Raw genomic sequence first — 14,141 nt, forward strand, 5'->3', positions numbered from 1 at the left:
CGGCAGCGTCCTCGACGAGACTCACGACAGGAAGAGATAGGACATGGGAGCCCAGCTTCGGGTCTACCGGCAGAAGATCCGCTCTGCCCAGACGACCAAGAAGATCACCCGTGCCATGGAGCTGATCGCGGCGAGCCGCATCCAGAAGGCGCTCCAGCGGGTGTCGGCGTCCGCGCCGTACGCCCGCGCGGTGACGCGCGCCGTCTCGGCGGTCGCCACGTACTCGAACGTGAGCCACGTGCTCACGACCGAGCCCGAGGTCATCCGCCGCGCAGCGGTCGTCGTCTTCACCTCCGACCGCGGTCTCGCGGGCGCGTTCAACGCGAACGTGCTGCGCGAGAGCGAGGAGCTCACCAAGCTGCTCACCGAGCAGGGCAAGGAGGTCGTCCACTACGTGGTCGGCCGCCGCGGTGTGAGCTACTTCAACTTCCGCAAGCGCACTCCGGAGCGCGCGTGGATCGGCGACACCGACACCCCCTCGTTCTCGACCGCACAGGAGATCGGCGAGGAGATCGTCGCCCGCTTCGTGCAGCCGACGGACGAGGGCGGCGTGGACGAGATCCACATCGTCTACAACCGCTTCGTGTCGATGCTCACGCAGCAGCCCGAGGTCGTGCGCCTCCTGCCGCTCGAGATCGTCGAGGGGGTCGAGGAGCCCGGCGACGCCGAGATCTTCCCGCTCTACGAGTTCGAGCCGGAGCCCGACGCGGTGCTCGACGCCCTGCTTCCGGTCTACATCGAGTCGCGCATCTTCAACGCGCTCCTGCAGTCCGCGGCCTCCAAGCAGGCCGCCACGCAGAAGGCGATGAAGTCCGCGAGCGACAACGCCGACAAGCTCATCCGCGACTACACCCGCCTCGCGAACAACGCGCGCCAGGCGGAGATCACCCAGCAGATTTCCGAGATCGTGGGCGGCGCTGACGCCCTGGGCTCGGCGAAGTAATACGACAGGAAGAGAAACCATGGCTACCGCTACCAAGAAGGCAACGGCGTCGGAGGCTCCCGCCGCGGGCGGCGTCGGACGCGTCGCGCGCGTCACGGGCCCCGTCGTCGACATCGAGTTCCCGCACGACGCGATCCCCGAGATCTACAACGCGCTGCACACCGACATCACGATCGGCGACTCCACCACGACGATCACGCTCGAGGTCGCGCAGCACCTCGGCGACGACCTGATCCGCGCGATCGCGCTCAAGCCGACCGACGGCATCGTCCGCGGCCAGGAGGTGCGCGACACCGGCGCCGCCATCTCGGTGCCCGTCGGCGACGTCACCAAGGGCAAGGTCTTCAACGTCACGGGCGAGGTGCTCAACGGCGCCCCCGGCGAGACCATCGAGGTGAGCGAGCGCTGGCCGATCCACCGCAAGCCCCCGGCCTTCGACCAGCTCGAGTCGAAGACGCAGCTCTTCGAGACCGGCATCAAGGTCATCGACCTCCTCACCCCCTACGTGCAGGGTGGCAAGATCGGCCTTTTCGGTGGTGCGGGCGTCGGCAAGACCGTCCTCATCCAGGAGATGATCCAGCGCGTCGCGCAGGACCACGGTGGTGTGTCGGTGTTCGCCGGCGTCGGCGAGCGCACCCGTGAGGGCAACGACCTCATCCACGAGATGGAGGAGGCGGGCGTCTTCGACAAGACCGCGCTCGTCTTCGGCCAGATGGACGAGCCCCCGGGAACGCGTCTGCGCGTCGCCCTCTCGGCGCTCACGATGGCCGAGTACTTCCGCGACGTGCAGAAGCAGGACGTGCTCCTCTTCATCGACAACATCTTCCGCTTCACGCAGGCGGGTTCCGAGGTGTCGACGCTGCTCGGCCGCATGCCCTCCGCGGTGGGCTACCAGCCGAACCTCGCCGACGAGATGGGCATCCTCCAGGAGCGCATCACCTCGACGCGCGGTCACTCGATCACCTCGCTGCAGGCGATCTACGTGCCGGCCGACGACTACACCGACCCGGCCCCGGCGACGACCTTCGCGCACCTCGACGCGACGACCGAGCTCTCGCGTGAGATCGCGTCGAAGGGTCTGTACCCGGCGGTCGACCCGCTGACGTCGACCTCGCGCATCATGGACCCGCGCTACCTGGGCGAGGACCACTACCGCGTCGCCACCTCGGTGAAGGCGATCCTCCAGAAGAACAAGGAGCTCCAGGAGATCATCGCGATCCTCGGTGTCGACGAGCTCTCCGAAGAGGACAAGATCACCGTCTCGCGCGCGCGTCGCATCCAGCAGTTCCTCTCGCAGAACACCTACATGGCGAAGAAGTTCACGGGCGTCGAGGGTTCGACCGTCCCGCTGCGCGACACCATCGAGTCGTTCGACGCGATCGTGCGCGGTGACTTCGACCATGTCGCCGAGCAGGCCTTCTTCAACGTGGGCTCGATCTCGGACGTCGAGGAGCGCTGGGCGCAGATCCAGAAGGAGAACGGCTGATCATGGCGCTCAACGTCGCCGTCGTCTCGGCGGAGCGCGAGCTGTGGTCGGGCGAGGCCACGCAGGTCGTCGCCCGCACCACGGAGGGCGAGATCGGCATCCTGTCCGGTCACGAGCCCGTGCTCGCGATCCTCGCGCCGGGGGAGTCGCGGGTCACCGCGACCGACGGCACCGTCGTCACCGCGCGCCTCGAGGACGGGTTCCTCTCGGTTCAGGGTGACACGGTCACCCTCGTCGCGGGCAACGCCGAGCTCGTCTGAGCATCCCCCACCCGGGGGATGCGCCGACGCGCGCGAATCGTAGAGTAGAGCCATGCTCATCGTGATGGCGGGCCTCCCGGCAGCCGGGAAGAGCACGATCGCCGAAGTGGTCGGCAACCGCATGGGAGTGCCGGTCGTGTCGGTCGACCCGATCGAGGCGGCGATCCTCTCCGCGGGGATCGACGCCGACCAGCCGACCGGGCTCGCGGCGTACCTCGTCGCGGAGGCGTTCGCCGACGCCGTGCTGACCGGCGGCGGCAGCATCATCGTCGACGCCGTGAACGCGGTGAACCCCGCGCGCGAGCAATGGGTGAAGCTCGCAGAGCGCCAGAAGGCCGAGCTGCGCTTCATCGAGGTGATCTGCTCCGATGGCGAGCTGCACGGCGAGCGTCTCGCCGCGCGCACCGCGCGTCTGGAGAAGACCGCGCTGCCCGGTGCCTTCGCCGTCGAGCAGAGCCTCGACGAGTGGGAGGACTGGTCGGGCGCGAGCGGCGCGATCGCCCGCATCACGCTCGACTCGGTCGAGCCGCTCGGCATCAACGTGGAACGCGCGATCGCGTTCCTGCAGCGCTGACGTGCTGATCCTGCTGCCGCCCTCCGAGACCAAGCGGGAGGGCGGAGCCGAGGGGAGCGGGCTCGACCTGAACGCGCTCGGCTTCGCCGGGCTGGCATCCGCTCGTCGCACCGCGCTCGACGCCCTCGAGGAGCTCGCGAGCGACCCGGAGGCGTCGGCGAAGGCGCTCAAGCTCGGCAAGACGCAGGCGCACGAGGCGGAGCGCAACCGCCGCATCCGCACCTCGCCCGTCATGCCGGCGCTCGACCGCTACGACGGTGTGCTCTACGACGCCCTCGATGGCGCGACCCTCGACCGCAGCGCACGCGGGTTCGCCCACCGGCACGTCGCGATCGCCTCCGCGCTCTTCGGGATCACGCGCGCGCTCGACCCGATCCCCGCGTACCGCCTCTCCGCCGACTCGCGCCTGCCCGGTGTGCCGCTCAAGAAGCTGTGGGCGCCCGCGATCTCGACCGAGCTCGCCCGGGAGCCGGGGCTCGTGCTCGACCTGCGGTCGGAGGCGTACGCCTCTCTCGGCCCCGTTCCGTCGCGCCCGGATTCGGTGTTCGTGCGCGTCGTGACGGAGGACGGCGGGCGCCGTCGGGCGCTCAACCACTTCAACAAGGCGGGCAAGGGGCGCCTCACCCGCGCACTTGTGCTCGCGGGGATCGACCACCCGGACGTGGACGCGCTGCTCGCCTGGGCGGCGTCGGAGGGCATCCGACTGGAGCCGGGCGCGCCGGGAGAACTCGACCTCGTGGTGTGAGACGCGCCGGCGCGGTGAGCGGCGGGGGTCAGCCCTCGGCGCGCCAGCAGCCGGCGACGTGGTCGTCGACGAGGCCGGCCGACTGCATGAGGGCGTACATCGTCGTGGGGCCGACGAAGCGGTAGCCCTGCTTCTTGAGCGCCTTGCTGAGGGCCGTGGCCTCGGGCGTCACCGCGGGGATGTCGGCGAGTGCGCTCGGTCGCGCGCCCGGCTCGGGCGCGAACGACCAGATGAGCCGGTCGAGCGCTCCTGGATCGTCCGCGACGAGTTCGCGCGTCACGCGCGCGTTCGAGATGGTCGCTTCGATCTTGGCGCGGTTGCGGATGATGCCCGTGTCGGCCAGGAGGCGTGCGATGTCGTCGTCACCGAACTCGGCGACCGCCGCGTAGTCGAAGTCGTGGAACGCGGCGCGGAAGGTGGACCGCCGGCGGAGGATCGTGATCCAGGAGAGCCCCGCCTGGAACCCCTCGAGCGACATCTTCTCGAAGAGGGGCCGGTCGCCGTGCAGCGCGTGGCCCCATTCCTCGTCGTGATAGCGGCGGTACTCCGCGTCGTGGCCGACCCAGCCGCAGCGCGCTCGTCCGTCGTCGCCCACGACGACGTCGGCGCGGCTCACGCGGCCGACTCCGCGCCCGGGATGTCGAGCGTCGGCGCCTCCTCGGGCCGCATGAGACGCGGCACGCGGTGCGGGATGTTCTCGTGGTCGAGGAGCCACGACTTCGTCGGGATGCCCTCGCCACCGGAGTAGCCCGTGATGACGCCCGTGGAGCCGAGCACGCGGTGGCACGGGACGATGATCGGCACGGGGTTGGCGCCGACGGCGCCTCCGACGGCGCGGCCCGCCGTGGGCCGGCCCGTGCTGCGTCCGAGCTCGCCGTAGGAGACGACCTCGCCCCACTGCAGCTCCACGAGCCGCTCCCACACGTCGAGCTGGAACTCGGTGCCGTGAAGTGTGACGGGCACGTCGAACTCCCGGCGCGCCCCCGCGAAGTACTCGCGGAGCTGCGCGACCGCGAGCCGCGTGACGTCGTCGGGTCGCTCCGCGAGCTCGTCGTGGGGGAGGAGCCCATCGCGTTCGATCGACAGGGCGATGATCGCGGCGCCGTCGCTCACGACCTCGATGCGCCCGATCGGGCTGTCGAGACGCTCGAGGGCGACCGGGTGCGCGGGCACGGGCACCGGGGTGGTGGCCGGATCGTAGACCGGCTCGGAAGCCGGGGCGACGGATGCGGTGTCGGGCGTGGTCATGGCACGAGCGTAACCCCGGCATCCGACGCGCACCGGCGGGAATCGGACATGGCGTGGACGGTCGTCATACAGCCGATCGGGGGAGGAGCGGACGCGTAGTCTCGGGGCATGCAGACGCGCGAACTCGGCACATCCGGCATCCTCGTCTCCGTCGTCGGCCTCGGCTGCAACAACCTGGGACGCAGCGGCACCCGCACCGAGACGCAGGAGGGGGCGACCGCCGTCGTGCACGCCGCGCTCGACGCGGGGGTGACGCTCTTCGACACGGCCGACATGTACGGCGCGACGTTCGGCCTGAGCGAGACGCTGCTCGGGCAGGCCCTCCGCGGCCGTCGCGACGAGGCGGTCGTCGCGACCAAGTTCGGCCACCAGCAGTTCCCGACCCCGCTCGCCGACATCGGCCCGCGCGGCGGCCGCGCGTACATCCGCGCCGCCGTCGAGGGCTCGCTCGCGCGCCTGCAGACCGACCGCATCGACCTCTACCAGCTGCACACGCCCGATCCCGTGACGCCCATCGAGGAGACCCTCGGCGCGCTCGACGAGCTCGTGCGCGAGGGCAAGGTGCGCGCCATCGGGCATTCGAACCTCGACGGCGACGCCATCCGCGCGGCCGACGACGCGGCCACCGAGCTCGGCACGGCGCGCTTCGTCACGGCGCAGAACGAGTACAGCCTCCTCGCGCGCGGCGCCGAGGCGGATGTGCTGCCCGCCGTGCGCGAGCGCGGCCTCGGCTTCCTGCCGTTCTTCCCCCTCGCGAACGGGCTCTTCACGGGCAAGTTCAGCCGCGCCGAGCGCCCGGCCGACAGCCGCATCGCGCGGCAGCGCCCGCACATCGCCGACCAGGCGCCCTGGGACGCGATCGAGGCCTTCGAGGCCTTCGCGGCCGAGCGGGGCATCGGCATCCTCGAGGCGACCTTCGGCTGGCTGCTGTCGCGGCCGGAGCTCTCGAGCGTCATCGCGGGCGCGACGAAGCCCGAGCAGGTCGTCGCCAATGTGCGCGCGGGCGACGGATGGCGCCCCACGTCCGATGAGGTGGCCGCGATCGACGCGCTCTTCCCGGCTGCGTAGGCGGGTCTCGAGACGCGTCCGCTGCGCGGGCGCTCCTCGACCAGTCGGGACGTCGCGGCTCAGTGCCCGACGAGCGGCCCCATGACGCGCGCGACGAACGAGCCCCGGCGCGTGACGCGCTCCTCGACGTCGGCGGCCGTCATCGCGACGAGCCCCGCGTTCGCGCCGAGGAACCGCAGCGGCTCGATCTCCCAGTCGGGGGAGCGGTGCCCCGCCCATGGCAGGCGCGTGAGCTCCGTGTCGGCACCCGTGAGCAGGTCGGCGAGGGTGCGGCCCGCGAGGTTCGTCGTCGACAGGCCGTCGCCGACGTAGCCGCCCGCCCATCCGATGCGCGTCGCGGGGTCGAACCGCACGGCCGCGTGCCAGTCGCGCGGCACGCCGAGCGGCCCACCCCACGTGTGGCTGACCTGCGCGTCGCCGATCGCCGGGAACAGCTCGCCGAGGGTGCGCCGCAGATGCGCGAAGACGCGGTCGACACGGTCGTAGTCGGGCTTGATGGCGCTGCCGAAGTGGTAGCGGGCGCCGCGGCCGCCGAAGGCGAAGCGGTCGTCGGCCGTGCGCTGCCCATAGACGAGCAGGTGCCGGTAGTCGCTGAAGGTGCGCCCGTGCGGGATGCCGACCTCGTCCCAGAACGCGGCGGGCAGGGGCTCGGTCGCGATCATGAGCGAGTAGAGGGGCAGGATGCGGCGGTGTGTCTGGGCGAGCGCGGCGCCGTAGCCCTCCACGGCGATCACGACGCGGTCGCACGTCACGACCCCGCGGTCGGTCTCGACGCGACCGGGGTCGACGCGCGTGACCGTCGTGCCCTCGGCGATCCGCACGCCGCGCGCCTCGACGGCCGCGGCGAGCCCGCGCACGAGCTTCGCGGGGTGGAGTCGCGCGCACGCGGGGTCGTAGACCCCGCCGACGGCGCCGACGGCGGCGACCCGCTCGGGGCCCCACCACTCGAGCTCGTCGACGCCCCACTCCGCGGCATCCGCGACCTCCGCGCGCGCCGCCCGCTCCTGCACCGCCGAGCGCGCGTAGACGACGGTGCCGGCGCGCACGTAGTCGCAGTCGATGCCCGCCTCGACGGATGCACGGCCGACCTCGTCGACCGTGTCGATCATCGCGCGGCGCATCGCGAGGGCGGCGTCGCGTCCGTGCTTCTTGGCGAGCGAGGCCGTCGAGCGCGGGAAGAGCGCCGAGCACCAGCCGCCGTTGCGGCCCGAGGCGCCGAAGCCCGCGATCTCCTTCTCGAGCACGAGGATGCGCGCATCCGGTTCGCGCTCGGAGAGGTACCACGCGGTCCAGAGGCCCGTCAGCCCGCCGCCCACGATGACGACGTCGGCATCCGCATCCCCGTCGAGGCCCGGGCGACGCTCGAGAGCGTCACCCGCGGCCGCGACGGAGTCGTGCCAGTACGAGAGCGCGCGGTAGCCCGCGGTCGGCGCGTCGGTCACGCGAGACTCAGAGCCGAGACCAGGCCTCGGTGAGCACCGAGCGCAGGATGCCCTCGATCTCGTCGAACTCGGCCGGCCCGATCGTGAGCGGCGGCGCGAGCTGGATGACGGGGTCGCCGCGGTCGTCGGCGCGGCAGTAGAGCCCCGCGTCGAAGAGCGCCTTCGAGAGGAAGCCCCGCAGCAGCCGCTCCGACTCGTCGTCGTCGAAGGTCTCCTTCGTGGCCTTGTCCTTGACGAGCTCGATGCCGAAGAAGTAGCCCGCGCCGCGGACGTCGCCGACGATCGGCAGGTCGGTGAGGCGCTCGAGCGCCGCGCGGAACAGCGGGGAGTTCTGCTTGACGCTGTCGGTCAGGCCCTCCTCCTCGAAGATCGCGAGGTTCTCGAGGGCGACTGCGCTCGAGACGGGGTGACCCCCGAAGGTGTAGCCGTGGTAGAACGCCGTCGTGCCGTGGCGGAAGGGCTCGTAGAGCCGGTCGCTCACGATGCACGCGCCGATGGGGGAGTACCCGCTCGTCATGCCCTTCGCGCACGTGATCATGTCGGGCTCGATGCCGAGCGTCGTCGACGCGAACATGTCGCCGATGCGCCCGAAGCCCGTGATGACCTCGTCGGCGACGAGCAGCACGTCGTACTTGTCGCAGATCTCGCGCACGCGCCGGAAGTAGCCCTTCGGCGGCGGGAAGCATCCGCCCGAGTTCTGCACGGGCTCGAGGAAGACGGCCGCGACGGTCTCGGGGCCCTCGAAGACGATCATCTCCTCGATGCGGTTGGCGGCCCACAGGCCGAACTCCTCCTCGGTGCCGCCCGGGAAGCCCATCTCCTCGGCGCGGTAGAAGTTCGTGTTGGGCACGCGGAAGCCGCCGGGGGTGACGGGCTCGAACATCTCCTTCATCGCGGGAATGCCCGTGATGGCGAGGGCGCCCTGCGGCGTGCCGTGGTAGGCCACGAAGCGCGAGATGACCTTGTGCTTCGTGGGGCGGCCCTGGAGCTTCCAGTAGTACTTCGCGAGCTTGAACGCCGTCTCGACGGCCTCGCCGCCGCCCGTGGTGAAGAACACGTGGTTCAGGTCCCCGGGCGCGTAGTCGGCGAGCCGGTCGGCGAGCTCGATCGCGGCGGGGTGCGCGTACGACCACAGCGGGAAGAAGGCGAGCTCCTCGGCCTGCTTCGCGGCGGTCTGCGCGAGGCGCTTGCGGCCGTGGCCGGCGTTGACGACGAAGAGGCCCGAGAGCCCGTCGAAGTACCTGCGCCCCTGGGAGTCCCAGATGTGGTGCCCGTCGCCCTTCACGATGATGGGCGCCCCGTGCTCCTCGAGCACCGACTGGCGTGCGAAGTGCATCCAGAGGTGGTCCTTGGCCTTCTGCTGCAGCTCCGCCTCGGTCTGCGCGCTCAGGGCGTTGTCGGTCATTGTCATGGTGCGATCACCTGGTTCCCCAGTTGTAGTGCTGCTTCTGCAGCTTCAGATAGACGAAGGTCTCGGTCGCCTGCACGCCCTCGACGCGGCGGATGCGCTCGTTGAGCAGCTCGATGAGGTCGTCGTCGTTCTCGCACACGATCTCGGCGAGGATGTCGAAGCTCCCCGCGGTGAGGACGATGTAGTCGACGGCGTCGATCTCCGCGAGGCTCTCGGCGACCTTCCGGCTGTCGCCCGTGACGCGGATCCCCACCATCGCCTGGCGGTAGAAGCCGAGCTGCATGGGGTCGGTGACGGCGACGACCTGCATGACGCCGGCCTCGGTGAGCTTCTGCACCCGTTGGCGGACGGCCGCCTCGGAGAGGCCGACGGCCTTCCCGATCTCGGCGTAGGAGCGGCGGCCGTCCTCTTGCAGCTGCTCGATGATCCCCTTCGACACATCGTCGAGGGCGATGGGTCGGTTGCGCGGCGTCATGCGCTCGATTCTCTCATCACGGTGAGGCCTCGACAAGCGATTCCGCAATGTCGGCGGGTCGCGGCGACGGAATCAGAAGTTCCGAGCGGGTCGACGACGGGTTAGGGTGTGCACATGGCCGAACGGATCCTGCGCAACTTCATCAATGGCGAATACGTCGACGCGCGCGCCGACGACAGCTTCGAGGTCATCGATCCCGCGACGGAGCAGAGCTACGCGAGCTCGCCCGTGTCGGGACAGGCGGATGTGGACGCCGCGTTCGCCGCGGCATCCGCCGCCTTCGAGACGTGGGGCGAGGCGACCCCTGCGGAGCGTCAGCTCGCGCTCTTCCGCATCGCCGACCGCATGGAGGAGCGGGCGGAGGAGTTCGCCGACCTTGAGTCGCAGGACACGGGCAAGCCGCGCACGACCCTCGTCGACGACGAGATCATGCTGTCGGTGGACCAGATCCGCTTCTTCGCGGGCGCCGCGCGCAACCTGGAGGGCCGCGCGACCGCCGAGTACATGAAGGACCACACGAGCTCCATCCGCCGTGAGCCGATCGGCGTCATCGGCCAGGTGACCCCGTGGAACTACCCGCTCAACATGGCGGTGTGGAAGTTCGCCCCCGCCGTCGCGGCGGGCAACACGACGGTCATCAAGCCGTCCGACACGACGCCGCAGACGACGCTCCTGCTCGCGGAGATCGCGGCGGAGTTCCTGCCGCCGGGCGTGCTCAACGTTATCACGGGCGACCGCACGACGGGCGCGAAGATGATCGAGCACAAGACGCCGCAGATGGTGTCGATCACGGGCTCGGTTCGCGCGGGCATGGAGGTCGCGCGCGCGGCCTCGTCGGACCTCAAGCGCGTGCATCTCGAGCTCGGCGGCAAGGCGCCCGTCATCGTGTTCCCGGATGCCGACATGGCGAAGGCCGCGGAGGGCATCGCGATCGCGGGCTACTTCAACGCGGGCCAGGACTGCACGGCCGCGACGCGCGTGCTCGTGCACAAGGACGCGCACGACGCCTTCCTCGCCGCGCTCGCCGACTACGTGAAGGAGAACGTCACGACGGGCGCGCCGAGCGACCCCGACACCTTCTTCGGACCGGTCAACAACGCCAACCAGCTCGAGCGCGTCATGGGCATGCTCGACGCCCTCCCCTCGCACGCGCAGGTCGTCGCGGGCGGTGCCCGCAAGGACGGCGCCGGCTACTTCATCGAGCCGACGATCGTCGACGCGCTGCGCCAGGACGACGACGCCATCCAGACCGAGATCTTCGGGCCGGTCATCACGGTGCAGACCTTCTCCGACGAGGCGGAGGCCCTCGCGTGGGCGAACGGCGTGCAGTACGGCCTCTCGTCGAGCGTCTGGACGAGCGACCACGGCCGCGCGATGCGCTTCGCGAAGCGCCTCGACTTCGGATGCGTGTGGATCAACACGCACATCCCGCTCGTCGCCGAGATGCCGCACGGCGGCTTCAAGCACTCCGGCTACGGCAAGGACCTCTCGATGTACGGCTTCGAGGACTACACGCGCATCAAGCACGTCATGAGCTACATCGGGGAGTGATCGGCGAGTAGTCCCGACCGCCTCCCCCTCTGGGGATACGGTTGCCCGGGTCGGGCGGGAGAGAATGGACGTTCGACCCGGGAGGGGGTGAGCCGCGCCGTGCACGAAGACACCGACGACACCGTCCCGCACGCCGTGCGGGACCGCCTCGCGCGCCAGGTCGTGGACGTCGACGAGGTCGAGGTCGCTCTGGGCGACACCGTCGTGCGCGCGGGCGGCGGGCTCGAAGTGGCCGTCGCTCCCGAGCCTCGCGAGCATCCGGAGCTCCCGCCCGTGCCGGCGGCTCTGCGCCCGCGTCACCGTGTGCGGGTGGGGCTCGAGGAGCCCGTCGAGCTCGATCGGCCCGTGCTCATCGGGCGCCATCCCCGTCCGGGCCGCGTGCCGGCGGGCGAGCCGCCGCGCCTCGTGAGCGTCGAGAGCGCCGACGGCGGCATCTCGAGCACGCACCTCGAGGTGCGGGAGCAGGGGTCGGTGGTCGTCGCGACCGACATGCGCACGCTCAACGGGAGCGAGGTCATGGTGCCGGGCTCGCCCGTGCAGTCGCTGCAGCGCGGCGCATCCGTCGTCGTCACGCCGGGCACCCGCATCGATCTGGGAGAGGGTGTCGTCGTGGAGGTGCTGGGACCCGTGCGCGCGGTGCCGAGAGCGGGGGGTGCGGCATGACCCGCCATGGTGCAGACGAGCAGCGTCGCGAGTTCGCGATCCCCGGGCGTCCGGACGAGCACGTCACGCTCGCGTGGGCCGCCGTGACGGACGTGGGCCGCCGCCGCCACGCGAACGAGGACAGCCTCATCGTGCAGCCGCCCGTGTTCGCCGTCGCCGACGGGATGGGCGGGCACGCCGCGGGCGACCGCGCGAGCGCCGCGGCCGTCGACCGGCTCCAGGAGCTCGCCGACCGCGGCGTCGTCGACCGCTCGGTCGTCGCGGAGGCGCTCACGCTCGCCGCGCAGGACATCGACGACCTCGCCGAGCACCTGCCGCTCGGCGCGGGCACGACGGTCACGGGCGCCGTGCTCGACATCACGGCCGACGACTCCGCCTTCGTCGTCTTCAACGTCGGCGACAGCCGCGTGTACAGCTTCCAGGGCAACGACCTCGCGCAGATCACCCACGACCACTCGGTCGTGCAGGAGCTCGTCGACGCGGGCATCATCTCGGCGGACGACGCCGAGGGGCACCCCGAGTCGAACGTCGTGACGCGCGCGCTCGGCTTCCGTGAGATCCCGCGACCCGACTACTGGCGGGTCCCCATCCGGGCGGGGCTGCGGCTGCTGCTGTGCTCGGACGGGCTCACGAAGGAGCTGCCCGCCGACCGGCTGCGGCTCCACCTCGCGGCGCGTCTGTCCGCGATCGAGACGGCGGGCGCGCTCGTCGACGCGGCCCTCGCGGCGGGCGGTCGCGACAACGTGACGGTCATCGTCATCGACGTGCTGGAAGCGCCCGACGGGGCGGAACGGTCTGCCTACAATGAGGGCACGACGGGGGCGAGGGGGTAGTCGTGGCACGACGTCTGCCGTCTCAGCCGCCTGTGCTCCCGGGCTTCTCGTACGTGCACGTGCTCGGGTCGGGCGGTTTCGCCGACGTCTTCCTGTACGAGCAGAACATGCCGAGGCGCCAGGTCGCGGTCAAGGTCATGCTGAGCGAGGTCGTCAACGACCAGGTGCGCCAGATGTTCCAGGCCGAGGCGAACCTCATGGCGCAGCTCAGCACGCATCCGTCGATCCTCACGGTCTACCAGGCGAGCGTGTCGAGCGACGGGCGCCCCTACCTCGTGATGGAGCTGTGCTCCTCGTCGCTCTCCGAGCGCTACCGCCGCGAGCCGATCCCCGTGCCGGAGGTGCTGCGCATCGCCGTGAAGATCGGCTCGGCCGTCGAGACGGCGCACCGTGCGGGCGTGCTGCACCGCGACATCAAGCCCTCGAACATCCTGCAGACGGCCTACGGGCACCCCGTGCTCTCGGACTTCGGCATCGCGTCGACCCTCGGCAGCCAGAAGGACGAGGACTCGGTGGGTCTCTCGATCCCGTGGTCGGCTCCCGAGGTGCTGCTCGACGAGACGCCCGGCTCGATCGCGTCGGAGGTGTGGTCGCTCGGCGCGACCGTGTACTCGCTCCTCGCGGGGCGGTCTCCCTTCGAGATCCCGGGCGGCGCGAACACCTCGAGCGATCTCATGGGTCGCATCGCTCGCGCGAAGCCGCAGGCCATCGGGCGCCCGGATGTGCCCGCGAGCCTCGAGGCCGTGCTGCGGCGCGCGATGTCGAAGCGCCCCGAGCACCGCCCTGCGAGCGCCCTCGAGCTCGTGCGCGAGCTGCAGCTCGTCGAGTCGGAGCTCGGCCTCCCGCAGACGGCGGCCGAGATCGCGATGGACGACTGGGCCCTCGGCACGGTCGCCGACCAGGAGGAGCGCACACGTCTGCGCCCCGTGAGCACGGGCAGCACGGTGCCCAAGCCCGGCCGTCGCCGTCGGCGCCCTGCCGCGGCCGAGCAGTACGCGCCCGTCGGCACGGTGCGCGAGCGCAGCGGCCCCGAGAGCCCGTTCTCGCGCAGCACGCCCGAGGCGAGCCCGGGGATGCGCCGGATGGCGTGGGTGCTCGCAGGGGCGGCCGCGCTCGTGACGGTGCTCGGCGTCATCGCCCTCGTCGTGCTCGTGCGCGCCGTCGGCGAGGGCGTGCCGACCGTGTCCGACATCCGCGCCGAGCTCGGCGCCGGCGGCCGCGTCGAGTTCAGCTGGCGCGACCCCGGCATCGTGGCGGGCGACCGGTACCAGATCACGGTCACGGAGGACGGCATCGCCTCGACGCCGGCGCTCCAGGAGGCCGACCGCTTCGTCGTCGACGCCGACCCGGGCAGTACCGTCTGCCTCTCGGTCGCCGTCAACAGGAACGGCACGACGGGACCCGCGAGCGCGCAGAAGTGCGTCGACGCGGTCGGGGGCTGA

15 protein-coding genes are annotated in these 14,141 nt (G+C 71.2%); 10 read left to right on the forward strand and 5 right to left on the reverse strand.

The features are described from left to right. The first annotated feature begins 43 nt into the window (after window positions 1–43). The 5 genes from H4J02_RS05865 to H4J02_RS05885 are packed head-to-tail and all read left to right on the forward strand — an operon-like array spanning window position 44 to window position 4,008. A complete protein-coding gene (locus tag H4J02_RS05865; RefSeq protein ID WP_187676150.1) occupies window positions 44–943 on the forward strand; it encodes a F0F1 ATP synthase subunit gamma in 900 nt (299 codons plus the stop codon). A gap of 19 nt (window positions 944–962) precedes the next feature. Next, entirely contained in the window at window positions 963–2,429 is a 1,467-nt protein-coding gene (gene atpD / locus H4J02_RS05870; RefSeq protein WP_187676151.1) for a F0F1 ATP synthase subunit beta, read from the forward strand. A 2-nt stretch (window positions 2,430–2,431) separates the two neighbouring features. Continuing rightward, window positions 2,432–2,689: a F0F1 ATP synthase subunit epsilon gene (locus tag H4J02_RS05875; protein ID WP_187676152.1), complete on the forward strand. Its 258-nt coding sequence runs from the start codon at window positions 2,432–2,434 to the stop codon at window positions 2,687–2,689. A 52-nt stretch (window positions 2,690–2,741) separates the two neighbouring features. Further along, the gene (locus tag H4J02_RS05880) at window positions 2,742–3,263 is read left to right on the forward strand and encodes an ATP-binding protein (protein WP_187676153.1); all 522 of its coding nucleotides are present in this window, start codon (window positions 2,742–2,744) and stop codon (window positions 3,261–3,263) included. A 1-nt stretch (window position 3,264) separates the two neighbouring features. Beyond that, window positions 3,265–4,008 (forward strand): YaaA family protein, encoded by a 744-nt coding sequence (locus tag H4J02_RS05885; RefSeq protein WP_187676154.1) that lies wholly within the window; start codon window positions 3,265–3,267, stop codon window positions 4,006–4,008. Window positions 4,009–4,036: 28 nt separating this feature from the next. Here H4J02_RS05885 and H4J02_RS05890 read toward each other — a convergent pair whose 3' ends face one another. Beyond that, entirely contained in the window at window positions 4,037–4,624 is a 588-nt protein-coding gene (locus tag H4J02_RS05890) for a DNA-3-methyladenine glycosylase I (RefSeq protein ID WP_187676155.1), read from the reverse strand. Beyond that, a complete protein-coding gene (locus H4J02_RS05895; protein ID WP_187676156.1) occupies window positions 4,621–5,256 on the reverse strand; it encodes a methylated-DNA--[protein]-cysteine S-methyltransferase in 636 nt (211 codons plus the stop codon). Before H4J02_RS05895 ends, H4J02_RS05890 begins: the two co-directional genes overlap by 4 nt. A 108-nt stretch (window positions 5,257–5,364) precedes the next feature. Between H4J02_RS05895 and H4J02_RS05900 the strand changes: the two genes are divergently transcribed. Further along, window positions 5,365–6,324, forward strand: a complete 960-nt coding sequence (locus H4J02_RS05900; RefSeq protein ID WP_187676157.1) for an aldo/keto reductase — start codon at window positions 5,365–5,367, stop codon at window positions 6,322–6,324. A gap of 59 nt (window positions 6,325–6,383) precedes the next feature. Here H4J02_RS05900 and H4J02_RS05905 read toward each other — a convergent pair whose 3' ends face one another. The 3 genes from H4J02_RS05905 to H4J02_RS05915 are packed head-to-tail and all read right to left on the reverse strand — an operon-like array spanning window position 6,384 to window position 9,652. Beyond that, window positions 6,384–7,766, reverse strand: a complete 1,383-nt coding sequence (locus H4J02_RS05905; RefSeq protein WP_187676158.1) for an FAD-binding oxidoreductase — start codon at window positions 7,764–7,766, stop codon at window positions 6,384–6,386. 7 nt (window positions 7,767–7,773) lie between these two features. Further along, window positions 7,774–9,171: an aspartate aminotransferase family protein gene (locus H4J02_RS05910; protein ID WP_397420157.1), complete on the reverse strand. Its 1,398-nt coding sequence runs from the start codon at window positions 9,169–9,171 to the stop codon at window positions 7,774–7,776. 13 nt (window positions 9,172–9,184) lie between these two features. Continuing rightward, window positions 9,185–9,652 (reverse strand): Lrp/AsnC family transcriptional regulator, encoded by a 468-nt coding sequence (locus H4J02_RS05915; protein ID WP_187676160.1) that lies wholly within the window; start codon window positions 9,650–9,652, stop codon window positions 9,185–9,187. A gap of 114 nt (window positions 9,653–9,766) precedes the next feature. Here H4J02_RS05915 and H4J02_RS05920 point away from each other — a divergent pair, with 114 nt between their 5' ends. The 4 genes from H4J02_RS05920 to H4J02_RS05935 all read left to right on the forward strand — a co-directional run bounded on the left by H4J02_RS05920 (window position 9,767) and on the right by H4J02_RS05935 (window position 14,141). After that, window positions 9,767–11,203 carry an aminobutyraldehyde dehydrogenase gene (locus H4J02_RS05920; RefSeq protein WP_187676161.1) on the forward strand — a complete coding sequence of 479 codons (1,437 nt, stop codon included), beginning with the start codon at window positions 9,767–9,769 and terminating at the stop codon, window positions 11,201–11,203. A 99-nt stretch (window positions 11,204–11,302) separates the two neighbouring features. Then, complete coding sequence (locus H4J02_RS05925) at window positions 11,303–11,866, forward strand: hypothetical protein (RefSeq protein WP_187676162.1); 564 nt, start codon at window positions 11,303–11,305, stop codon at window positions 11,864–11,866. Next, window positions 11,863–12,699 (forward strand): PP2C family serine/threonine-protein phosphatase, encoded by an 837-nt coding sequence (locus H4J02_RS05930; RefSeq protein WP_187676163.1) that lies wholly within the window; start codon window positions 11,863–11,865, stop codon window positions 12,697–12,699. Before H4J02_RS05925 ends, H4J02_RS05930 begins: the two co-directional genes overlap by 4 nt. A gap of 2 nt (window positions 12,700–12,701) precedes the next feature. After that, window positions 12,702–14,141, forward strand: a complete 1,440-nt coding sequence (locus H4J02_RS05935) for a serine/threonine-protein kinase (RefSeq protein WP_187676164.1) — start codon at window positions 12,702–12,704, stop codon at window positions 14,139–14,141.

This window comes from Protaetiibacter sp. SSC-01, from assembly GCF_014483895.1.
Classification (GTDB): Bacteria; Actinomycetota; Actinomycetes; order Actinomycetales; family Microbacteriaceae; genus Homoserinibacter.